Origin of the sequence: Alteromonas sp. ALT199 (assembly GCF_018619335.1) — a bacterium.
Lineage (GTDB): Bacteria > Pseudomonadota > Gammaproteobacteria > Enterobacterales > Alteromonadaceae > Alteromonas.
Genome location: NZ_JAHHDX010000042.1, coordinates 38782 through 60853, shown reverse-complemented (window position 1 = coordinate 60853; position 22072 = coordinate 38782). Strand labels below are relative to the sequence as shown.

The 22072-nt window shown below is 40.1% G+C and carries 24 protein-coding genes and 1 pseudogene; 14 read left to right on the top strand and 11 right to left on the bottom strand.

From position 1 onward, the window contains the following. The first annotated feature begins 308 nt into the window (after positions 1 to 308). A complete protein-coding gene (locus tag KL866_RS04650; protein WP_214993712.1) occupies positions 309 to 1382 on the top strand; it encodes a hypothetical protein in 1074 nt (357 codons plus the stop codon). Positions 1383 to 1439: 57 nt separating this feature from the next. On the opposite strand, the gene KL866_RS04645 is transcribed toward KL866_RS04650, so the two are convergent. From KL866_RS04645 to KL866_RS04635, 3 genes are all read right to left on the bottom strand, one after another. Beyond that, entirely contained in the window at positions 1440 to 2255 is an 816-nt protein-coding gene (locus KL866_RS04645) for a hypothetical protein (protein WP_214993710.1), read from the bottom strand. Positions 2256 to 2316: 61 nt separating this feature from the next. Continuing rightward, positions 2317 to 2688, bottom strand: a complete 372-nt coding sequence (locus KL866_RS04640; protein ID WP_251139834.1) for a hypothetical protein — start codon at positions 2686 to 2688, stop codon at positions 2317 to 2319. A 251-nt stretch (positions 2689 to 2939) separates the two neighbouring features. Further along, positions 2940 to 4193 (bottom strand): hypothetical protein, encoded by a 1254-nt coding sequence (locus tag KL866_RS04635; protein WP_214993706.1) that lies wholly within the window; start codon positions 4191 to 4193, stop codon positions 2940 to 2942. A gap of 268 nt (positions 4194 to 4461) precedes the next feature. Between KL866_RS04635 and KL866_RS04630 the strand changes: the two are divergent. Then, positions 4462 to 4904: pseudogene (locus tag KL866_RS04630) on the top strand (transposase); the annotation flags it as partial. A gap of 176 nt (positions 4905 to 5080) precedes the next feature. On the opposite strand, the gene KL866_RS04625 reads toward KL866_RS04630, so the two are convergent. Further along, the gene (locus KL866_RS04625; protein ID WP_214993704.1) at positions 5081 to 5752 is read right to left on the bottom strand and encodes a haloacid dehalogenase type II; all 672 of its coding nucleotides are present in this window, start codon (positions 5750 to 5752) and stop codon (positions 5081 to 5083) included. A 26-nt stretch (positions 5753 to 5778) separates the two neighbouring features. Further along, positions 5779 to 6363, bottom strand: a complete 585-nt coding sequence (locus tag KL866_RS04620) for a TetR/AcrR family transcriptional regulator (RefSeq protein WP_214993698.1) — start codon at positions 6361 to 6363, stop codon at positions 5779 to 5781. Positions 6364 to 6672: 309 nt separating this feature from the next. Between KL866_RS04620 and KL866_RS04615 the strand changes: the two genes are divergently transcribed. The 5 genes from KL866_RS04615 (at position 6673) to KL866_RS04600 (ending at position 9601) form a co-directional block, all read left to right on the top strand. After that, a complete protein-coding gene (locus tag KL866_RS04615) occupies positions 6673 to 7221 on the top strand; it encodes a carboxymuconolactone decarboxylase family protein (RefSeq protein WP_214993696.1) in 549 nt (182 codons plus the stop codon). Between the two features lie 78 nt (positions 7222 to 7299). Further along, positions 7300 to 8100 carry an SDR family oxidoreductase gene (locus tag KL866_RS04610; protein WP_214993694.1) on the top strand — a complete coding sequence of 267 codons (801 nt, stop codon included), beginning with the start codon at positions 7300 to 7302 and terminating at the stop codon, positions 8098 to 8100. Between the two features lie 73 nt (positions 8101 to 8173). Beyond that, positions 8174 to 8500, top strand: a complete 327-nt coding sequence (locus tag KL866_RS20150) for a DsbA family protein (protein ID WP_311236121.1) — start codon at positions 8174 to 8176, stop codon at positions 8498 to 8500. Next, entirely contained in the window at positions 8491 to 8787 is a 297-nt protein-coding gene (locus tag KL866_RS20145) for a DsbA family protein (protein ID WP_251139833.1), read from the top strand. The genes KL866_RS20150 and KL866_RS20145 overlap by 10 nt, the downstream gene beginning before the upstream one ends. A gap of 4 nt (positions 8788 to 8791) precedes the next feature. Then, the gene (locus KL866_RS04600) at positions 8792 to 9601 is read left to right on the top strand and encodes a redoxin domain-containing protein (RefSeq protein WP_214993692.1); all 810 of its coding nucleotides are present in this window, start codon (positions 8792 to 8794) and stop codon (positions 9599 to 9601) included. 68 nt (positions 9602 to 9669) lie between these two features. Here the strand turns inward: KL866_RS04600 and KL866_RS04595 are convergent, their stop codons facing one another. Further along, entirely contained in the window at positions 9670 to 10587 is a 918-nt protein-coding gene (locus tag KL866_RS04595; protein WP_214993685.1) for a LysR family transcriptional regulator, read from the bottom strand. Positions 10588 to 10740: 153 nt separating this feature from the next. On the opposite strand from KL866_RS04595, the gene KL866_RS04590 reads away from it, so the two are divergent. Further along, on the top strand, positions 10741 to 10977 hold the full coding sequence (locus tag KL866_RS04590) for a DUF2798 domain-containing protein (RefSeq protein WP_025255263.1): 237 nt from the start codon (positions 10741 to 10743) through the stop codon (positions 10975 to 10977). A gap of 34 nt (positions 10978 to 11011) precedes the next feature. Continuing rightward, positions 11012 to 11515, top strand: a complete 504-nt coding sequence (locus tag KL866_RS04585; RefSeq protein WP_214993679.1) for a hypothetical protein — start codon at positions 11012 to 11014, stop codon at positions 11513 to 11515. A gap of 117 nt (positions 11516 to 11632) precedes the next feature. On the opposite strand, the gene KL866_RS04580 is transcribed toward KL866_RS04585, so the two are convergent. Both KL866_RS04580 and KL866_RS04575 read right to left on the bottom strand, forming a co-directional pair. Further along, complete coding sequence (locus KL866_RS04580; RefSeq protein WP_214993678.1) at positions 11633 to 12172, bottom strand: hypothetical protein; 540 nt, start codon at positions 12170 to 12172, stop codon at positions 11633 to 11635. Positions 12173 to 12194: 22 nt separating this feature from the next. Continuing rightward, positions 12195 to 13793 (bottom strand): methyl-accepting chemotaxis protein, encoded by a 1599-nt coding sequence (locus tag KL866_RS04575; RefSeq protein ID WP_214993676.1) that lies wholly within the window; start codon positions 13791 to 13793, stop codon positions 12195 to 12197. A gap of 135 nt (positions 13794 to 13928) precedes the next feature. On the opposite strand from KL866_RS04575, the gene KL866_RS04570 reads away from it, so the two are divergent. Next, positions 13929 to 14864: a LysR family transcriptional regulator gene (locus tag KL866_RS04570; RefSeq protein WP_214993674.1), complete on the top strand. Its 936-nt coding sequence runs from the start codon at positions 13929 to 13931 to the stop codon at positions 14862 to 14864. 26 nt (positions 14865 to 14890) lie between these two features. Here the strand turns inward: KL866_RS04570 and KL866_RS04565 are convergent, their stop codons facing one another. After that, a complete protein-coding gene (locus KL866_RS04565; RefSeq protein ID WP_214993672.1) occupies positions 14891 to 16180 on the bottom strand; it encodes a tyrosine-type recombinase/integrase in 1290 nt (429 codons plus the stop codon). 294 nt (positions 16181 to 16474) lie between these two features. Here KL866_RS04565 and KL866_RS04560 point away from each other — a divergent pair, with 294 nt between their 5' ends. Further along, entirely contained in the window at positions 16475 to 16639 is a 165-nt protein-coding gene (locus tag KL866_RS04560; protein ID WP_081765857.1) for a DUF2986 domain-containing protein, read from the top strand. 85 nt (positions 16640 to 16724) lie between these two features. Here the strand turns inward: KL866_RS04560 and KL866_RS04555 are convergent, their stop codons facing one another. After that, positions 16725 to 17885, bottom strand: a complete 1161-nt coding sequence (locus tag KL866_RS04555; RefSeq protein WP_251139832.1) for an MFS transporter — start codon at positions 17883 to 17885, stop codon at positions 16725 to 16727. Positions 17886 to 17989: 104 nt separating this feature from the next. Next, positions 17990 to 18883 carry a LysR family transcriptional regulator gene (locus tag KL866_RS04550; protein ID WP_214993666.1) on the bottom strand — a complete coding sequence of 298 codons (894 nt, stop codon included), beginning with the start codon at positions 18881 to 18883 and terminating at the stop codon, positions 17990 to 17992. A 104-nt stretch (positions 18884 to 18987) separates the two neighbouring features. Between KL866_RS04550 and KL866_RS04545 the strand changes: the two genes are divergently transcribed. The 3 genes from KL866_RS04545 (at position 18988) to KL866_RS04535 (ending at position 22047) form a co-directional block, all read left to right on the top strand. Further along, complete coding sequence (locus KL866_RS04545; protein ID WP_214993664.1) at positions 18988 to 20172, top strand: MFS transporter; 1185 nt, start codon at positions 18988 to 18990, stop codon at positions 20170 to 20172. Between the two features lie 717 nt (positions 20173 to 20889). Continuing rightward, positions 20890 to 21624, top strand: a complete 735-nt coding sequence (locus tag KL866_RS20605; protein ID WP_409173978.1) for a methyl-accepting chemotaxis protein — start codon at positions 20890 to 20892, stop codon at positions 21622 to 21624. Between the two features lie 57 nt (positions 21625 to 21681). Continuing rightward, a complete protein-coding gene (locus KL866_RS04535; protein ID WP_214993663.1) occupies positions 21682 to 22047 on the top strand; it encodes a response regulator in 366 nt (121 codons plus the stop codon). Positions 22048 to 22072: the final 25 nt, after the last annotated feature.

The window sequence follows — 22072 nt, the reverse complement described above, 5'->3', positions numbered from 1 at the left end:
GCGTTGCGCAACGCTTTCACTCTAAAAAATGTAATATCGTAAAAATGCAGTAGGGATGCGGTTTTAGCAGGGCTAGAGCGCGTTTTTGAGGGGTAAGGCATCTTTTTTAAAATAATAGGAAAATTTTGTGAGTTTACTAATTTAAATACATGTCACACACGCACACAACTATCAGTATGTACACTACTAATATAACTAATACTACTAACTATACTACTACCACAGTACATAATAACAATCTCATTAATAATCATTGTAGTAGAAGGAGGTTTCGTGAACTACGTTCCCGATGCAAACTTAATGACTCAATGTGCAGTAACGCCAAAACTCAAAAGAAGGATGCAAAGTTAATTCAAGACTTTTATTCGGCACTACGAATTGAGGACAGAGATAGCGCACTTAGTGCCATAGTAAGTAATGACGGATTTTTAAAAAGAAACTCAGATAATTTTTATCGCTACTTAGACAATCCTCGATGGGTTGACCCAGATTTTGATAGGTTAACAATTGGATACGGTATATCTAAAGAAAAATCTTTAAAAATAAGTAGTCGGTTAAGCGCTGGTGATTGTCCTAAAAATTCTACTTTAGAAAAAGGTTCAAGCAACAAATATTATAAATATTCTTGGGTTTTGAAATTTAAAAAAGGAAAAGGGATAAGAATTTATTTAGTTAGCAATAATGGTGGTGTTGATTTTAGGCATGTTAGAGTTGACTTCACTCCCTCTTATTTTAGAGATAGTGAGTTGGCAAAATTTTTTAATTGGTTTAACACGCTACTAGGGGACGAACGTAAACGCGCGACAAAAAACTCTATCATATCGTTAATGGAAAATGGACTTCAATTACATAATGTTTTTGCTCCGCAAATTGTTCATAACAGTTTTTTCGGGAAGGAAGAGAAGTTTAATTGGAAAATAAGAGGTAAAGAGCAACCGTTTACTCAGGCCACTTATGACGTTTTTAAAGCTGAGTGCGGAGGGACCATAAAGAACAAAATTTACTGTCCGGTATCGAAGCTATTTGACCTCATCTTTAAAGAAAGATCTTATACCGAAGATGACGCACTTACGGTAATGAAAAATATATCGTATGCAACTAGGGTCGAGAGTGCATATGTCTATTCATATAAACACTCGGCGAAAAAGTATTCTCTACTAGAGATGGAGCGCGTGCCTTGTTTCTTGAGTCAGTTTGATATCATTGCTCCCGATTCGTTAGTTGAAATGCCCATCGAAGATAGAGTCAAACTAATGGGGAAGCGAACGTTATCTGGTGTAGAGAAGTGCAATATTCGCAGTCTTATTCTGTCTCCTAACACTCTAGAGACTAAACGTATTAAAATGCTTGAGCGCTACAAAGATATTTTCTTGAACAGTTGACAGTGTTGCCAGATGGCGCAAGCAACACTGTACTGTAGACGTGTTGAGTAATGTGTATCAGCAATTTTGTAATACTGTGAAGATAGCGTTTTGCGCAGACTCGCTAAATTCACGACCAATTCTTGGTGTGTATGAAGGGTGGGGGGCTGATATTACAGTTGTTTTAAAATCGTCTTTTTGCAGTTTACCTACTGAAAACTTGAACGTTACTTTACCTCTCACTTCGTGATGTTGTATGTCCGTCAAGTTTGAAGAGTGTAACAGCCAATTCTTTGATGATGGGCTATTAAAGCTCTTGGGAACAAGAACAACCTTTGGCTTGAAGTACTCTATTATCTGATTGTTCAGCTCGTACGAAAACTGAATAGCTCTCTCTAAAAGCGCTTTATCGTATTTAGCCAACTGAGAAGTGAAGCTTTTGAAATCCTTACTTCCCCACAGCACTATGTTAGCCATGAGTGTTTTGTGTTCGCCAAACCGCTTATTGAATATCTCTGAGTAGAATTGCCACTTGTTGTTTGGCTTGCTAATAGGATCCCACAATGGGACATTCGCACCTTCGCTATTTTTGTACGCTTCGCTGAAATTGTCGTTCATGGCCTGTTGCACAAAACCCTCGTAGTGAGAAGGGGAGGAAGGAGTCAAAATAGCGTCGAGAGATTCAGGAACATTAGGATTTGAGCCTAACCAAATCACATCGACTGATTCGGTATTGAGCTTACTTAATACTTTTGCTGTCTCGACTTCTCCAAAGATAGAGCCTCTAAACGGTATCGAATAAGAGCCTGTACCTCTCTTGAGCGCTTGATTTTCTTGGTTTTCTACAAAATCAGAAATACTATTGTTTATTACTTCAAATATATTCAACGTCATGTCCCTATGATTTGCTTGCGTACTCTTTACTGAGCGACTTTTTAACTTTTTCGTAAGCTTTTTATGAACTAAAGATACGGTAATGCTTGTCTAGCTTCCAAGTGCATTGACTCGGTATTAGATTAAATTTATCACATACCAAGGTTTGAAGCTCAACGCTCTGTACCACTTTTCTGTCTGCATATATTTTAAAGAACTTTGAGTTTCCAGAGTAGATTACTCTACCCCTGCTGACTTCTTGATATTCAACAGCAATGAGCTCAGGAAAACACGGAAGGTATATTCTATGCTCTTCCCACTCTACTAAATGGCTAAAGTTACTGTCATAGAGTGAAAGGCTATCAGGCTCTGCACTATTCAAAGGCATCGCCTTAGCAAGTACAGTCGACTTGTAGACCCAAAAAATACCAATATGAGGTAGCTTAGTTTTCATCTTGTATATCTCCAACATGTTGACGTAACCCAACTATCTTGGCAGAGATTTACAACCCTTTAATTATTCAACATTTGCTGCTGACGTGAGCGCTATTCGCTTGCATGACATATCGTAATCAAAAGCGGAAAGCTAACTTCTTATCTTCACTCGAATAGGTAACGTTAATGTAGATTAACGTTACCTTTCCAAACAACAGTCTGAGATTTATGAAATAGTGAAAACAGTATCAAAATATTGTTCATTAGATACTAGATGGTGATGACGCCTGGAAGTAACACTCCCAGCTCGGCTAATTTTGATTTAACGCTGTGTTCCGTTGTTTCCCAGCATAGAAAATCTTCACTGTCAGAAAGTTGATTTATCAAAGGTAGCACCTCTTCGATTAACTCTTTTGGAGTTACGTCAGGCAATATTAAGTTAAGTCTTTCCATGCCTGAGTTCTCTGTTACATTTAACGATGGCATAAGCGATACACAAACTTTACTCACTGAAGTATCGGGATCGTACACAATAATTACACTGTCCAACTTTAAGTATAAGTCTGACTCGGAGAAAAGAGGGCGCGGTAGTTCCATCAAGTTGTACTTAGATGTGTTCGGAAGCTTTTTCTTTAACTGATATATGAGCGCCTCCAAGCAGTTTTGTTTCTCAAGAGATTTCTTTTTTCCAAAATAGATTAGCCTTCCAGCCCCGTTATCGCAGAAGTCTGCCTCAGCCAACGTAATGCCACTTACCGAAACTTCTGATACATAATCTATATGTCCAAATCTGCAAGGTGTACAATCCCAAGCTGCTAAAAAGTAGCTCTTGTCTGTCATCGTTAGATTAACGGCTACTGAAGCCAATACGAATATGGAAAGTTTGTATACATCATCTTGATTTACGTGTTCTTGACCAAAAGACGCAAACGCGTCAATCAACTGAAACGACTTAATTCTCTCTACTAGAGTTCTGTAAACGCTGTCTTTTGATAAACTTAATTCACTTAGTTTGGAAGCGTCAATTTCGAAAGTATTTGGGTGCCAAAAGTCACTATAGCCGCCGAAGTATTCGTTAATAAGTGTATTCGAAGCATCACAAAAGACTGGGTCAAATATTAACTCATTAAAAATGTGGTCAATTTCGGAGTTAGTCTCTTTAACATCTTGAGCAGTGCAAAAATACTTTTTATAGATAATCAAAATGTCTTGAAGAATTACGCTTTGTAGATATTTTCCACGTGCTTGTATCAACTGCGTTAGCTCCGACGCCGACTTGACAGCTTTGGACCTAGGGAAGTATCGACCTTTGGAGCCTCGAGGATATCCAAACTTCGCAAAAATCGCTTCCGCTTTTACTGTCCTCAAACGGGTAATGCCCTTTTTCATTTCGGATATTCTGCTTTGCTCCTCGTTGAGCTCAAGAGCTAATTCTTTTTGCGATTTACAGTGAGAAAGCGCGTGCTCAATACAAAGCTTAGTTGTTGCTAAAGACTGACTTTGTTTGTGTGGGTTGTAATCCATTTTTTCTTTCCATGGTTGAAATGAATGTCCATTAGGCAGTTTTGTTAATTAGAACACAAAAATATGAATTACGCTTGGTGCGTAATTTTACGAGAAAATATTACGCGAGGTTTCTTTTGGATATTAAATTAGAGGGTGTAGTGTCAACTAGAGAATGTAACAAAAATCTGTTTGTTACCTAACGAGTCCAATTTTATGCCCCCTAAAGTATTTACATACCTTTTTAGAGTTCTTCGGCGTAAACAGAGCCAAGAAAGGAGAACTCCTGATGAAAAAATCTCGATACACAGAAACGCAGATCGTGAAGATCTTAAAGGAAGTGGAAGCAGGCAGACTGGTGAAAGAAGTCTGCCGTGAGTACGGTATTTCTGATGCGACCTATTACAACTGGAAAGCCAAATACGGTGGAATAGAAGCGTCTGAAGTCAAACGATTGAAAGAGCTTGAAGACGAGAACCAGAAACTCAAAGCCATGTTTGCAGACTTAAGCCTGGAACATCGGATCCTCAAAGATATCGTTGAAAAAAAGCTGTAAAGCCAGCGATAAGGCGTGAGCTTGTGAACTATGCGCGAGAGCAGCATGGGGCTAGCTTATGTTTGGCTTGTCGCGTTGATGGCATTAGTGAATCAGTATATCGATATTAGCCGAATGGAACCCACGATTACAAGGTCATTGCGAAGCTGAGGGAAGCGGTAGAACGTTACCCGGCCAATTGTACCTTTCCACATATCTAGAACTAAAAGGTGGGCAGCAGTAGAGATTCGATATATTGCTTTATCGCGTGCTTTGAAAATAAAAGAATTAATTATAGATAGTAGTTTCGAAGAATAAGTTTAGACTGCCATCCGGCAGGCAGCTAAGAGCGCACAACAGACGCTGAATTTAGTCACTTTAACTCAATCAGCTTATCTACAATTTCACCCATTGTATTACCAATAATTGCTGGCTTTTTATAAGTCGGATTATATGGTGCGTTAAATCGGTCTACGAAAGCCGCATTTAATCCAGCGCATAAAGCGCCATGGGTATCCCAGTCATGGGCGGCCACCAATGTCATGTTATGAGAAGTGACATTTAGCTTTTCAACGGCATATTTATAAGCATCTTCGGATGGCTTAAAAGTCTTTGCGTTTTCAACTGAAATTGCGTTATCGAAATATTCGGTTAATCCAGCATTTTTTAACTGAGATTTAAGTAAAGTTTCAGATGAATTTGAGAAAGCAACAAGCTTGAAACCCGCACTCCTCAATAAAACCAATGCAGGCTTAATATCATCATGCGCAGGTAAATTTGCTAATGTACTTATAACATCGCTACATTGCTCACTAGTTAACGATTTACCTAACCGACCAGCGAGTGCATTTAAACTCGCCACTGCTAAGTCTTTAAAGTTTGTTTTTACCTTGGTTGTTAAGCATACTGTGGATGAGTGTAGCAGCATTGAAAACCAAGTATTCAAGAATAGTTCGTTTCCAAAGTACTGCTCAAACTTAGGCTTTAACTGACCTAAATTTAAGACAGTCTCATTGATGTCGAATAAGATAACTTTCTGCGGCATGCTCACTCCCTCATAAACAATAAAAACTAAAAAGGGTAATTAATAAATATGGCTTCTATTTTTTTGTCTAGTAGCTGCTTATCACTATTTATTTTCGCAAATGTACGCAACCCTGCTATTTGAATTTGAATATGCTCCACAAGTTCTTGGGCATCTTTAGCTTTATCTATTTCGCCATTAGCTTTAGCCTGCTCAATCATTAAGACCATCTCATTTGTGATTTCACCAAGATGGTTCTTAGTCACATCAATAAGCTCTTGATTTTGCTCGGTCAATTCCCCTAAGGTTTTAGAAAGCATGCACATACCATTTGGTGCATCAGTTTGTGTATCAATTACTAGCGCTTTAACGAATGCTTTCAGCGCACCGGTGGGGGATTTATTTTGCCCTGCAAAACTTCGCATTTGAGCTAATCCCATATCGGTATAATGTCTTAGTGCTTCTTTAAATAAGCCATCCTTACTACCAAATGCCGAATATATGCTTCCAGGGCGCATATCAATCTCATCTTGTAAATTACGCATTGTAGTAGCGTGAAAGCCTTTCTTCCAATAAAGATTAGTTGCTTTGTCTATCACATCTTTGCGATCAAATTTTGCTGTCTTTACCATTACATCTACCTATAAGGACCGCTTGAACAATCGTTCAATTATAGGTTTCTATCGAGTTCAGGTAAAGCAATAAATAGCTAATTATCTCACTAAGGGATTGCTTGAAAATTTCCTTTTATTTTTATTTTTAATTAATTCAGAAAGATAGCGTAAAAATTCGCATTTATTTGAACGAACGCTCAAAATTAGTGTTGAACGATCGTTCAAGTTGATATAAAGTACACCATATCGACGAGGCGCAGTAAGTATTACGCCACATATACATGACAGGCAGGTTAGGTACTAGCCGAAGATATTTGGAGAAATAGAATGAGTAAATTTACATTTCACACAGTAGAAACAGCACCAGAGAAAAGCAAAGCAATGTTAGAAGGTGCAGTTAAGCAGATGGGAACTGTACCGGGTTTGTACGCAGCTATGGCTGCGTCACCTGAAACATTAAAAGCTTACCAACAGCTACATGAGTTATTTATGTCAACTTCATTTGATGCCGAAGAGTTAACTGTTGTTTGGCAAACTATTAATGTTGAGCATGAATGTACTTTCTGTGTACCTGCTCATACAGCAATTGCACATTCAATGAAGGTTGATCCTGCATTAACTGAAGCATTGCGTAACAGCGAACCAATGCCTACTGCTAAATTACAAGCATTGCATGATTTTACATTAGCTATGGTGCGTCAGCGTGGAAACGTATCTGATGAGCAAATGGAAACATTTTTCGCTGCTGGTTACAGTCAACAACAAGTGATTGAAATTATTCTTGGTTTATCACAAAAAGTAATCAGCAACTATGTTAATCACGTAGCAAAAACACCGGTAGACCCTATGTTCTCAAAATTTGCTTGGACTAAATAATCCAAGACTAAATCAAACAAATTGTACCTCGTCTCTTGGGCGAGGTGACTAGACGATAAGTTTTTAGGATCAAGCATTATGTCTTTTGATTTTAAGCAGAAATATGGTGGATGGGCACTGGTCACAGGTGCAACATCTGGTATTGGTCAGCAGATGGCTAAGCAATTAGCTGCTGATGGTATGGATGTTGTTCTCGTTGCAAGACGAGAACAAGAATTAAAGGACTATGCACTACAGCTAAAAAATGATTTCAACGTTCAAACAGATGTTATTGTCGCTGATCTAAGCAGTGAGCAAGGTGTCGAGAGAATTAAAGCCGTTAGCCACGATATCGGATTGATAGCTCTATCGGCAGGGTTAGAAACCAATGGTGCATTTGAAAAGAATGACTTAGAGGCGGAAAAGCGTCTATTGCAAGTCAATGTGATGTCTACCATGGAGCTAAGTCACCACTTTAGTCAAACTATGGTTGAACGTGGTAAAGGCGGAATTTTGTTGGTTGCAAGCATGTTTGGTCAAATGGCCTCTCCTTACTTCTCAACATATGCTGGCTCAAAGGCATTCGTAATAAACTTTGGTCAATCACTCTACGGAGAGCTTAAGTCAAAGGGCGTTGATGTCAGTATTTTATCTCCGGGGTTAACCCAAACACCTATGGCAGTTAGCACCGGTGTTAATTGGAAAAAAGTACCGATGGCCGCTAGGTCGCCAGAGAAAGTAGCAAAAGTTGGTTTACAAGGTGTTGGTAAACGTGTTTTGACCGTGCCGGGTTTGAGAAACAATATTATGGCGTTTATGGCTGACCTAACCCCTCGAAAAATGATGTCACTTTCGATGCAAAAAATCCTAAACGGTGCATTAGATACTAAACGTCTGTAAAACCTTTTCAATATACCTGTTAGTAGCTTGTGTGATGCAAGCTTTTCCATTGGCGCTGAATAATGACTAAAAAATTAAACTCGACATTATTTCTGATGTTACTTGCCCTTGGTACATTGTTGGTTTTAATCACCTAAACGCAGTAATAGAAGAGTTAGGCCCTCAAGGTAAAGTTCATATACAGTGGCAGCCTTTTGAATTAAACCCTGATATGCCAGCAGAGGGCAAGGAATTACGTGCCCATGTTGCGAGAAAGTATGGCTCTTCAAAAAAGAAAATAGTGATCGAGCCAGAGCCAATATTACCCAAGCAGGTGCTGATTATGGTTTCGAGTTTAACTACTTTGATGCTCACATACTGCTTGATTATGCCCATAGTGTGGGTAAGCAGATGGATTTAAAGATGCGTTTGTTTTCAGCATTCTTTACTGAGAAAAAGGATGTTGCAAAACAAGAGATCTTGTTGGAAGAAGCTAATGCTGTTGGTATCAGTAAAGAGGAGGCATTAGCGGTACTGAACAATGACGAAATCAAACAAAAAGTTAGAACGCTCCAAACGCAGTGGCGGCAGCTTGGTGTTAACGGTGTACCAACAGTGGTTTTTAATCGCACTAGTGCGCTAACTGGTGCTCAACCTCAAGAGACCTTTAAACAGGTATTGCAAGAGCTAGTACAACAAGGGGAATAAAGAGATGTCTGAGGATATACTATTGAGTTTGGTCGGCTTTTTGACTACAGCGGTAGGTGCAGTCTTGTATTTTGCCAAAGTTAAAAAGCGCAGAACACCGAAAGTGCCAGTGCTGTTTATTACTGCACTTGCAATTGGTTCATTGCTTAGCACTATCGCGATCATTCTAACTGTTCAATCATTATCAAGTGGCTCATTACTAGTATTTTTAATGTCAGCCATGCCTTTAATGATGACAACGGTATTTTTCGTTACTTTTAAAGAAGCCAAGCCTCCGTTGGGTAATTTGCAAGTAAAAGTAGGCGACAAAGTACCTCAATTTCAAGCTAAGAATATCGATGGTACTGTATTTGATGCCAACCACCTTATAGGCCAAAGAACGCTATTAAAGTTCTTTCGGGGATCATGGTGTCCGTACTGTAGTACTGAGCTACAAATGTTTGAAGAAATGAAGCCTGTTTTTGATGAGTATAATGTCAACATCATTGCGATTTCAAATGATGATATTCAATCAGCTAAAAAGCACCAAGAAAGAGACCATTTAAGCCATACGCTACTGTCTGATCCTGAGCTAACGGTAATTCGACAGTTTGGCGTGGAACATCACAAAGCATTGGGCGGTGAAAGTGCATCGAGCAAAACGTTCTTTGGTTTGCCCTTCCCTATGATGATGAAATATAAACCTATGGCAATTCCAACAACTTTGTTAATAGATGAAGAAGGAATTATTCGGTGGATAGACCAAGCTGAAGATGTTCGTTTAAGAGCGAATGAATTTAAACTAAAAGAGGCACTAAAAACACTAGTTGAGTAACTTGCTAAGAACCGATCACAATCAGCTCGGTTCTTATATTAAGAGCATCGGTGCAGATATAAAAGCTTTTATTGAAACATAGCGCCCCACAAGTTTTCTGCTCCTTTGTTCATATTGTTAAAAATTTCATCACGAAAAGTTACCACACGGGAAGAAACCATTTTTCTGTCAGTCCAAACAATGTATGCCGTTCCAGTTGGGCACTCTAACTGGGGTAAAATTGGAGTTAGCTTGTTATCTTCTGCTAAACGCTTTAGTGCCACTTTAGGTAATAAGCATATGCCTGCTCCAGCAATAGCTGCCTGAATATTCAACCGTAAGCTGTTAATCGCATACTTAGGTTTTACGGGGATTTTTATCGTTTTGCCTTCTTCTTTTAAATGCCAATAAGGAAAATTATTGCCCGCCAATAGTTGGTGGCCTAGCAGTGCTTCTGCCGAATCCGGTGCTGGGTGGTGTCTTAAATATTCAGGGGAGGCAGCCAAGGCTAGTTCGGCCTCAAATAATCTTTTTTGCACTAAGTTTGGCGATGTAGCTGGCATGGTAACAATCGCCAAATCTATTTGTTCATCGATAAAACCTTCAGCATCAGAGGCAAAGTGAACGAAAATGTTCACGTTGGGGTGTTGCTTCATAAACTCGATAGCTAACGGTTGTAAAAAGAAATCAGCAAAAGGCTCTGGGCAAGAGATATGAATATCACCAGTAAGCTCTCCTTGGCTATTTGATAAGCTGAGCCATTGTTCATCTAGTTGAGCAAAAACATGAGAAAACTTTTTGTAGACTTCTTCTCCTGCATTCGTAAGTCTAAAATTTTTCGCGTTTCGATGAAGAAGCTTTTCATTAAGTTGCTCTTCAAGATGAGCCACTGAGCGGGAAACCGTAGGAGCAGAGGTTTTAGCTTTGATGCTTGCAGCAGCAAAGCCTCCAGATTCAACAGATAAGCAAAACCAATATAAGTTAGTCATTTGTTTTGTATTTATCATATTCCCACCTTCAGACTTGCAGTTAACCTATGGCTACATATATGTATTCTTAAAATGCATTATTGTCTATTTTTGAATGAATGGCGAGCGATTAGAATAACTTCATCGATTAGTTGCAGTGACTAAATTAAGTGAATAGTTTTGGAGTTAAAGATGAAAAAGTTTCCACGTAAATTTCAATATCCGTTAATGATGTCTATGGTGCTACCAACTATGTTATTGGGAATGTCCGGGATAATGGCCTATCGTAATTTGCCTTTAGGGGCGGACTTCTTTAGTGCTTGGGGAGCGGCTATTGCGCAAGTAGTACCACCCGCATTATTACTTTTAGCAGTAGTTGCACCTATCGTTAGATTGTTTGTCACTAAATTCCTTCTGCAACCTGAATAAGCCACCTTAAGCAATACAAATAGGTATAAACATTATGAATACTCAAATTCTTTTGGAAGTTGGTTTGATTAGCGTAATGGCTTTGATAACCCTAACTTATATCTCTCGCTCAAAGGCAAGCAAAGGGAATAAAATTCAAACCTTTGCAATTGCTTTATTGGGCGGTTTTATGATTTTAGGTGGAACGGCCAAGTTCTTTCAGCCTTTTGCAACTATGTTTGCTTCTCAAATTGAGTTAGCCGGATTGCCATTGCCTAAGCTTTCAGGAATTGCTGGACAGTTGGGAGAAATCACTGCTGGTCTCTCATACTTGTTGATATTGAGTAAAGATTGGTTTATCTCTAAAAAAGCTGCAAAAATTGCACTTAATACAGCAACGTTTTTGACTTTAGCTATTATGTCTGTCGCTATATTCGTACATTTGTCGCCAAATGTGCCTAAAGAAGTGTTGCCGTTTCAATCCAAACCACCAATATTGACCTTGGTTGTAATGGCTTTCTCGCTCGGTATTTTCGTTTATGATAGACGTAAAAAGTAATAACCCAAGAGCAATAATGTAAAGCTCCCATCATTGCTTGTCCAAGTGAATTGAATGCTTTGCTTATTGGAACACTACCGCAGCTTAGCTCAGCCAAAGTGTCTTGGGTTTTAGAAATTAATAATACAATAGCGAAGAAGCAAATTTCTCATCGATTTTGTCGTTTAACACTAGTCCATTGGCTATGGAACTCATCAGTGAAGCAGTGCCCACAGACAATACTATTTCCTGAATATAGTCAGAGCTATAGCCAGAATCGATGAGAATCTTTTTTGCTTTTTTTGTCCCACCTAAATCGTTTGAGGCTAATTTTTGGGCGAAAACTAGAATGTTCCTTAACGATTGAGGTTCAACAAGTTTTATTGAACTCCCCAAGCCTTTGGCTAGTGCAGGCGACAGTCCTAAATGTTTGGCTAAAGTTAGATGAGCTATTCCACAATAGTCGCAGTTTTTTTCATTTGCGGTAATTACGAAAATCATCTCTTTGGTCAAACGATCGACTTGCCCTCTTAGAAGCACCGATCGCACTAAGTTCCATGTACTGTATAAGACATCTGGATTTTCGGCTAAGCATGTAAAGAGCTTAGGTACAAATTCAAGCTTAAGCTCTTCTGAAATTTCTCGTAATACATCATCTGAATTTAGATATTTACTCATTTTTAGAATCTTTGTGTGCTACCTAAACTTTAAATACTTTAATGACCTTGGTCATCGACGTTACATTGGTATCTAAGACTTTTGCTGCACTGTCGGTTTCTTTAGCTACTTGTTTGGCCGCTGCTCCTGATTTAGATAAAGCTCCAACGTTATCATTTATATCTCTAAGAACCTGAGTTTGTTCTTCCGCTGCGACAGCAACCTGCGATGCACTCTCCACTATCTGCTGAGAAAGACTGGTTATGTGCCTTAGTACGTCTCCTGAACCTTCGGCTGTTCCCATTGTCTCATGTGCTTGCTCAACACTCGCTTTCATCGCAGCTACTGCATTACTTGAACCCAATCGGAGTTTTTCCGTAATTTTGGCTATCTCTTGTGTCGACTCTTGAGTCCTAATGGCTAGAGTTCGAACTTCGTCGGAGACCACTGCGAATCCTCTTCCGTGCTCTCCCGCTCTTGCTGCTTCAATGGCAGCATTTAACGCTAATAAATTGGTCTGATCTGCAATTTGAGTGATTACATCTAGGACCTGGTTGACTTGCTTACCGCTTTCGGCGAGTTCAGAGACAACAATAGAGGCTTCACTTACTTCGGTAACCAAGCTCTTGAGTTTGTCTATCGAATGAATTACTACACTTTGACCGTTTTCTGAAGCTTGATTTACACTCTTGATATTTGTAGCGACTTGATTAATGTTTTGCGCTACTTCATTTATAGCTATTGTCATTTGCTCGATTGCAAGAGATACCTGTTCTGTCTTTTCGAATTGTTCGTCTACGCTAGCGTTAGAGTTTTTTGCCAGACGTTTTAGGTTGTCACTCTCTTCTTGCAACGATTTATTGGTCTTTGTCACTTCATTGATAAGTAGTTTGAACTCATTGATAAGGCTTTGAAAAGATGACGCAACAATACCTATTTCATCTTCCTTATGTATGTTAACTTTTTGATTAAAGTTTTTCTCCCTCTCCATTTGCGACATATCTTGCTGCAAAGAAACAAGCCCTCTTTTAAAATCTTGGATGACAAAATAAAAGGCACCCAAAAGTCCCGCCGAAATTGCAATACTCAGGATAAGAGTGAAACGAGTAACGAAAACTCGAATCTCAGGAATGATTACTGAAAACTCTTCAGAATGTTGTTTCATTTTTGTAAGCATTGGACTAAGACGTGAGACTAATTCTACGACACTTGTTTGCTTACGTTGAACTTGATGCAATATTGATAGAATTGAGTGACTCTGGTTGACTGATTCTTCACAGATGTCGACCGCTCGACCAAACCCTAATAATTTAAACAGAAGTTTTTCTCCCATGTTAACTGAATCGAGACATGTGTTCGCTTGTTCCAGTGCTTTCTCTACACCTTGTATTAGTCCCATTTTCCGGTAGTCGTCGGTTGGGTTGTCTATCAGTAAAAGTTCTTTATCTGATAGTTCATTTTGTAAACTTAATAGTTTGAAATTTCTATTGGCTACTGCGTAACCAACGAAGTACTCCCTTTCCAAATGAGTAAAATGGCTAGTTTTTGCTATTTCTAACATTCCAAAAATATTAATCATGACAAGAAAAATCAAAGTACCCAGGAGAAGGTACACTTGCTTTACTATTGAAAGGGTTCGCATTAGGTTTTAACCTCAAGTTTGCCAAAAATCCGAGAAATCCCACACTTCGATTCAAGCGGAATAAACTCTTAATGGTATCTAGTTGTCAGTTAGTTAAAAATAACCAATACTGTAAGTTAATATTGCATATTTGTAGTGAATGAAGAGTTGCAGTCCAAAAATCTAGTCGATATCTATCATTTTTGTTTAGTAATAGAGCATGGAGGGTTCACTCGTGCTTCTATGGAGAACAAAGTATCTGCCGCAACGTTATCTAGGTCAGTTAATAAATTAGAGGAAAAATTGGGCGTAAAGTTACTACATCGGTCACCTAAGGTATTAGAACTCACGTCACAAGGAGAACTGTTTTTCAGAAAATATTGCTACTTGGTCGAACGGTTCAGAGAGGTTTGGGATGAGCTGGGAACAGACTGCAAGGGGTTGACAGGAGATATATACATTTCTTGCCCAGAACCTTTTGCTGATTTTTATTTGCAAGACTTAGCATTACGGTTTATGAAGGAAAATCCGGATGTTGGAATACATATTGTGTTCTCTTCCAACACACAACATTATTTGGAAGACCACATCGATTTAGCGATTGTGACAACACCGTCAACAATCCCTTCTTTAGTTCAGAAAAAGCTGTTTACAACGGAGCTTTCTTTGGCCGCATCTCCCAACTATTTAGAAGAGTTTGGCTGCCCTATTTCCCACAAGGATTTAAAAAATCACTGTGTTTTAGCCGGTAATTCGATGCCATATTGGGAGCTAGAGAAAAATGGTCAATCATTCAAAATTGCAGTGAATTCTCGATATTCTATTGATAGTTTGAGATTAGTAACGCAAGCCGCTAAAAAGAATATGGGAATTTGTTTAATTCCTTCGAGTTCCTTAGTTCAGTACGCTGCACGTGAAGAGTTAAAGCCTGTATTGACTGACTACAGATGTGCTCCTGGTGTAGGCTACTTGGTATGGAACGACAGAAAACTTGTTCCAAAAAGCGTGGTTTCATTCCGCGAACTCATTTTAGAAGAGTTATCCGATTCAGAGGCGTTCCTTGTATCTGTGACTGAAAATAAACACGACTAGCGCGGTACAAATGGTCATGAGGTGAATTAGATACATCCGCGCCTTTTGTACTCTTCTGCCCATTCTTTAAAGCGTTTTTCGTCGCGCTCTGCGGTCTTTGCGCGTCTATTTAATGTCTTCCGAGATAATGCTTTGGGCTCTTTTTTATCAAAAGTAACTCCAGATAAAGCGTCGGCAAACATTTCAGGCTTTACGTGACTATAGTGCTGCTCGATCATTTCTGTACTGGTTCCACATTGGTTCGTAATTACGTCCATGCTGGTTCCGTTGAGAAGCTGCCACGTAATGTAAGTGTGTCGGAGAGAGTACAGCGTTCGAGGTCCTCTGGGTGACTCTTTTAATCCGGAACTTTGAAGAGCTTTCTCAAATGCCTTACCTAATTGCCTTGTGGACTCGCCACTTGCTAGCAAAAATAGCTTTTGATTGGGTGTGCGCAATGGAAAGCGTTCTCGTAGGTTCGTTAGGGCTCCTATCACATCACGTTTGCAAACTACTTTACGCGGCCCCGTATATTTTGTTGTTTTACCCTTGGAGACATTGATGAAAAACTGAGCCTTTGAACCTTGAGTTTTAATCTCGATATCTTTCCAAGTTAGGTGTTCCATCTCCGTGCCGGGCCTAATTCCGGTATTAACTGCTATTTCACAGTAATCGTATAGTAACTCACGAATTTGACGGGTCTTTTCACTATGAGCGTTTTGCTCACTTTCATATATTTCGTTGAGGATAACATCATACTCTTCTTCAGAAAAAGCCGCACGACGTGTGCCTGTTCCACCTTTCGAGGAAAGAACAGGTACTTGAGCGGCGATCATCCATTTTTGCTCAATAGCTTCTTTAAAAACGAGCTGAAGAGCAGCATTGTGAGTTAATAATGTAGAGGAGGCTGGAGACTTCTTCATTCGTCCCTTACGCCACTCATCAAACTTAGATATTTCTTCTTGGTCAATTGAGGTGATAAACGTACGCGAAAAGTAGGGGATGTGGTAGTTTTCTAACGCTCGAATATAGTCTTTATAGGTGCGTTTACCGCCCCCGTGTTCTAGTTGCTCTTCAAGCTTTTCGATGACGCGGTCAGCTACGTCTTTGAATCGCTTACTTTGGACTAGTGTGTTATTTTCGTGTCTAATTTGGTGGTCTAAGAAGATTCGATGTGCCATGGCGATAGCTTCGTCTTTATCTTTCTTCTTAGTTGATTTACAGAGCCATTTTTTGTGATTGGTTAGTATAAATCGCGCATACCAGCGCTCACTGTTATCTTGTTTAAAGATATACAGCTCGTCGTTTATGTCGTGTCTTTCAGTCTGTTTTGCCATAGCGCCAGTAAAACAGAAAAGAGTTGTATTTGCAAAGAATTTGCAAAGAAATTAAAAGTCATTTATTTTCAGTAGTTTAAAAGTGGGGTTTGCATTGAAAATCCGCGTGTCCCTGGTTCGATCCCGGGTCGAGGCACCATTATTCAAAGAGCCCTGCATGAAAATGCGGGGCTTTTTTGATCTTAAGCCATTTCCCCTATTTGAAGTTTGTGCTCTTTAAAGCACGTGTAGCCGCTTTAGTTGAGAACACTGTATAATAAAGACAATATGCGAAACTAATTAAGAGAGTAGGGCATGAATCGTCGTAAGAAAATTTTCACTAAACTTAAGAAAAAAGATAAGAAAGCTAAGGCTAAACTTCATAAAAGCAATAAGCCAGCCTATGTTTCTAAAGCTGAACGGGCGAAGCTAGAAGAACAAGAGCAGAATGAATCGTTACTGACCGAAAAAAACACTTAATCAATCTGGCTTTTGTTGGAGCGTTACTTAGTCATGCGTTACATCAAGCGCATAAAGCGTGGCTTGAGCATAGTCACCCTTAATACTACTTCACTCTGTTAATAATAAGACCCGCAATTAAAGCACCGCACGCAATGGCTGAAACGCCGTTCCACCCAAATTGGGAATAAAGCTTCACGCCTGCAGATGAACCTACAGCACCGCCAATGTAATAGCCCAGCATATATACACTGTTCACACGGCTTTGTGCTTCTACGTCTATGGAAAAGACTCTTACTTGGTTAGCTACTTGGGCGCTAAAAACACCAAAATCGATAAGTACGATACTTGCAACTAAGCCCCAAAGCAGGTTCTCTGTGAATATGGAAAGAGCAAACCCTGCGATGATAACTAAAACTGAATAGGTAACGCTTTGGGTCGCTCCCAATTTATTTACCCATTTACCTGCTAATTTAGCGCCTGCGACACCAGCTAAAGCGACTAGGCCGAACATACCGGCTTGTTGGGCGTTAAAATAGAAGGGAGCTTCGCTAACGTGTAGTGCTAATGTAGCCCATAATGCGTTAAAAGCAGCAAACCAAATCATGCCAGTATAGGTAGCCTTTCGAAGTGTCTTATATTTCTTAAAAAGTTGCAGCAAGCTTTTTAGTAGCGACGTATATGACATAGAAAGGTTAGGTTTTTGGTTAGGCAAAATGAAATACAACATAAGCCCAACCAAGCTAGCCAATAGCGCAGACATTACAAAAACAGCGCGCCATCCGAAGTGAGTCGCTATTGTGCCGCTAATGGTACGAGAGAGCAAAATGCCTAGGGTAAGCCCCGTCATAACGGTCGCAATGGCTGGCCCTTTTTTATCGGCACCCATCATCGACGCCACCAGGGGAATGATTTGCTGAGTAATATTGGCACTTAAGCCAATTAACACGCACGCTACGCCAAGCATTACGATATGACTGGAAACTGAAGCGATGCACGCTCCAACAATAAGCAATACCGAGAGCACAACAATAATTTTGCGCCTTGCTAAGACATCGCCTAAAGGTGAGATAAAGATAATCGCTGCCGCGTAGCCTATTTGTGCAAGAGCGGGAATAACACCAAGCGCGCTTTCTTTAACACCTAAGCTTGCGCCTATAAGAGGCAATATAGGTTGGGTGTAATAAAGGTTAGCTGCAGTAGCGGCAACGGCACACGCTAATAGAAAAAGCTGTTTTTTGGTGAGTTCTGAAAAAGAGGGCTGCAAGACAATCTCCCGTATCTTATTGATGGAAAAATTGTACGTGCCCTCAATCTATACTAGAAATGATATTAATGTGCTTCGCTTATCTTATAAATGCATAGATGTATTTATAGCCTAAATGACTCTTCGTTCTCTTTATACCAAGTTAACCAAGCGTTGGTAGTAGCCGATGCTTGAGTAGACCAGTGCATACAAAGTTCTACATGCATGCCTGGGTTTAAAGGAATAAATTTGCAGCCGTTTGTTTGTAAGTTTTGAATGCAGCTAGGAGCAAGTGCTACACAGTTGCTACTGGCAACTTCTGTTAATAAAGCCTGCATGGAATGAGGTTCACTTACTACATCAACACTTAAGTTTCTCTCGTAAAACAAAGCCATAATGTTGTCGAACTGATTGGTTGCATGAGCTCTGGAAAATAATATTAGCGGGTATTTTTTTACAATATCAGGTGAAACTTCATCTAACGTGTGTAGTTCGTGTCTATCTGAAACTACGGCTTGGATTGGATCGTAAGCCACACGTTTTTCTTCAAGCAGTGGTTTGTAAGCATCAGGAATGGGACGGGAAAAACCAATATCAATGGCGTTTTCGCTAAGGGCCTGAAGTTGCTCGGCAACCGTCATTTCATTAATTTTTACTTTTACGTTTTTGTGTTGCTTTGAAAACTGCCGCAACATGTCTGGCAAAAAGTGAGCGCTGGCAGAACTAAGGTAGCCAATTCTCAGTAATCCTTTTCGCCCGCTTTGTATCAATTTCGCATCTTCTTTGGCATCACGGCAGTGTTTAACAATGGCTTGCGCATGGAGAAGGAAGTTTTCTCCCACCTCAGTTAGCTCCACGGTGCGTGTATTGCGTAAAAGCAAGGTCACCTCTAAATCTTCTTCCAGCGCATTAATGTGGCGGCTTATTGCGCTTTGCACTGTGTGTAGCCGAGTAGCCGCGGTTGAAAAACTCTTGCACTGCGCGACTTCAATAAAGGTTTTAAGATGCTTGAAGTTCATAATTTATGCCATTTCGAGATTAGCGAGGTTGAATAATATCATTTAAAGGATTGCTAGCAAGAAGTTAGCATTGCAGGCCAGTTTAACTAGAAAGGGAGCACTTTATGAAAGCCTCTAATCGCCTTTCGCGCACTGGCGAATTTACATTACTCTTATGCGCCACCCTTACAATTATGGTTGGAGCAGCTGTTGCGCCTGGGCTCATTCCCATCGCAAAAGGGCTGCACTTTACTCAATATCCATCATTACTAATTACACTGCCCGCGCTCGGAGCTATCATTTTCGCTCCGCTTTTTGGGCGATGGATAGATAAACACGGGGCAAGAAAAACGCTGTTGTTTAGCTTGTGGAGCTATGGCGTAGTTGGTGTATTTGTTGTATTGCTTAACAATGAAGCTGTCATTGCTACAAACCGCATTATATTGGGAGCTTTCGCTGCCGGTATTATGGCCTCAGGAACCGCTCTTATTTCGCAATGGTACAGTGGTGAAGCGCGGTTAAAAATGATTGCAAAACAAGGAATGGCTATTGAACTCGGTGGCGTAATCTTTCTATTTATTGGAGGGTTACTTGCGCAGGCTCATTGGAAAGCGGCGTTTTTACTGTACGGCATTGCAGCGGTATGTGGGCTGCTACTTACTTTTTCTGTGCCAAGTAATAGCAAATTAACAGCGCCAAAGAACAACTCTGACAGCCCAAAAGCGAAAAATGTTGCTTCGTTTTTTACCGGTATTAAATCAATTCTTAGTTTTGCCATATGTGCGATGACGCTATTTTTCAGTATGGTTGTTTCTTTACCTCAACACCTTGAAGCTCTTGGCTACTCAGAAGCAAATATCGGCTATATCTTGTCGTTTATATCGCTGGTTGCTGTCGTTGCAGCTTTGTTATTGCCCCAATTTGTTAAAGCAATTACAGAAAAAAATACACTTGCCCTTTCATTTCTTTGTTTTGGCGTAGCGCTGTTTCTTTTCGGTACGTTTAGTGAAACAACCGCCATAGTGCTAGCGTCTGTGTTTGCAGGGCTCGGCTTTGGTTTATCTATACCGCTTTTAAATCATGCTACTGTAGAAATAAGCCATGAGGGAAATCGAGGTAAAAATCTCTCTTTCTTTGCGATGGCAGTCTTCGCTGGTCAATTTTTTACGTCGATTATCGACTTTCTTCCTGTAAATCTAAACCTGGTGTTTTTTATTTTCTCAGCCGTGGCAGTGTGCATATCTATTGGCGCTTTATCATCAACACTATTTTCAACACTTCTTAGCAAGTTAGACACAAATAGCGACTAAAACGCTTTTTTTATAAAAAACTCATACATGTTCTTGCCTACTTTTCAAAATGGGTACTACGCTTACATCATATTTGAAAGATAACTAAGTATAACGTTGTTACCTATTTTGGTTGAACACGTTATGACGCTTTCACGAAGGGTTATCTTGTCTACTGGCGCACGCTATGACGTGCGCCACGTTTTGTAATTCACTTATAAGTAACGTGCTTAAATATGAGAAAGCGCTATTAGTGTGTTTAGTCTTGGTGTTTTTTCAAAGGAGAGGTTTTTGTCATTTAACAACTTACCTTCAACGCAACAAGGGGCTTTAAAAAGCATATTTGTACTCTGTGGAGTAGGGGTTGCAGCTTCTTGGGCATTATTCTTTTTTGTGTCTGCGCTCACTGCACTTGCGGTACTAACAGGCGTAGTTGTATTTAGTGCTTTTGGTTATGCAAGGAGCACGGGTGATGACGAGGTTTATCCCAATAACGAACCTCTGGAGCAGGGCGAACAAACGAGTAGCGCTGACATTAAACAAGCAGGTGAAGAGCTTTCACTGTCATTGAATACTTGCGATAGCAATCTGTCTTCGATTAAGTCTACTCAAGACGATGCGGTTGAAACATTGTCTCACGCTTTTAATAGTTTAAAGGCACTTGTTGCACAACAGATACAATGTATTGATGCGTTACTGAGCGTTGATGCTACTCAAACACAGTCTTACTCAGAACGAATGCGTTCTTTTGCACAAGAAACTGATGGAACCTTGACGCAGTTTATCGATTCAACCGAGCAAATGTCCTCATCAACAAAGCATCTAATGGAGCAAGTTCAAACCATTCAGCAGGCTATGCCAACGGTGATAGATGCACTTAGCGGTATTGATGATATTGCCGCGCAAACCAACTTATTGGCCCTAAACGCTGCAATAGAAGCTGCAAGGGCAGGTGAGGCAGGCCGAGGTTTTGCTGTTGTTGCTGATGAAGTGCGCGCATTATCAACTCGTTCCACCCAATTTAGTGACGTAATAAAAACCCAAGTAGAGAACATTCGCAATTTGGTAGACAAGCTTACCGACACCGCAGAATTTGTTGCCTCGCAAGATATATCTCAAGTTGTAAATGCAAAGTCTCACATCAGCGATCAGTTGTCAGAAATTATCACGAAAGCGGAAGCGGACCTTGTTACTACAAAACAAATTGAAGATATAGGGTCTCAGCTTGATGAGTCGATAAATGCGGCTATCCGAGGTATGCAGTTCGGCGATATCAATGGTCAGCATATTCAGTATACCCAAGATATGATCAAGTTCATTTTAGAGCAGTTGGCAACGTTGAAAGCCGGCAATATTGAGAGTTTCATTAGCGAATTAAATGAGTACCAGAAGGGGCTCGCTGCGAAAGGCAAAAATGACCACAACCCCGTGTCTGCAACGTCGATGGACGCGGGTGAGGTGGAATTGTTCTAAGCTAAGAAAGGAACAGGAATAGCAGTCAGAAATGACCTACTTTGGAGAAGTGAGCATATGAGCAAACACATTTTAGTTGTCGACGATTCTGTGTCGATTCGTCAAATGGTAGAGATGACGTTAAAGGGGGCCGGATATACGGTCACCACAGCCCAAGATGGGCAAGAAGCGCTCGATAAATGCAAGAGTGAGCAGTTCAACTTTGTATTAACCGATCAGAATATGCCTCGTATGGATGGACTTACGCTTATTAAAAATTTGCGTGGATTAGGGGCATATAGCAGAACGCCAGTCGTTATGCTTACCACAGAAGCGGGTGATGATATGAAAGCGAAAGGAAAGGCCGCTGGCGCTACCGGATGGATGGTAAAACCTTTTGATCCAAACAAACTTCTTGATGTCACTAAGCGCGTCTTAGGTTAAGCCCATCTTCTAATACCTTAAGTCT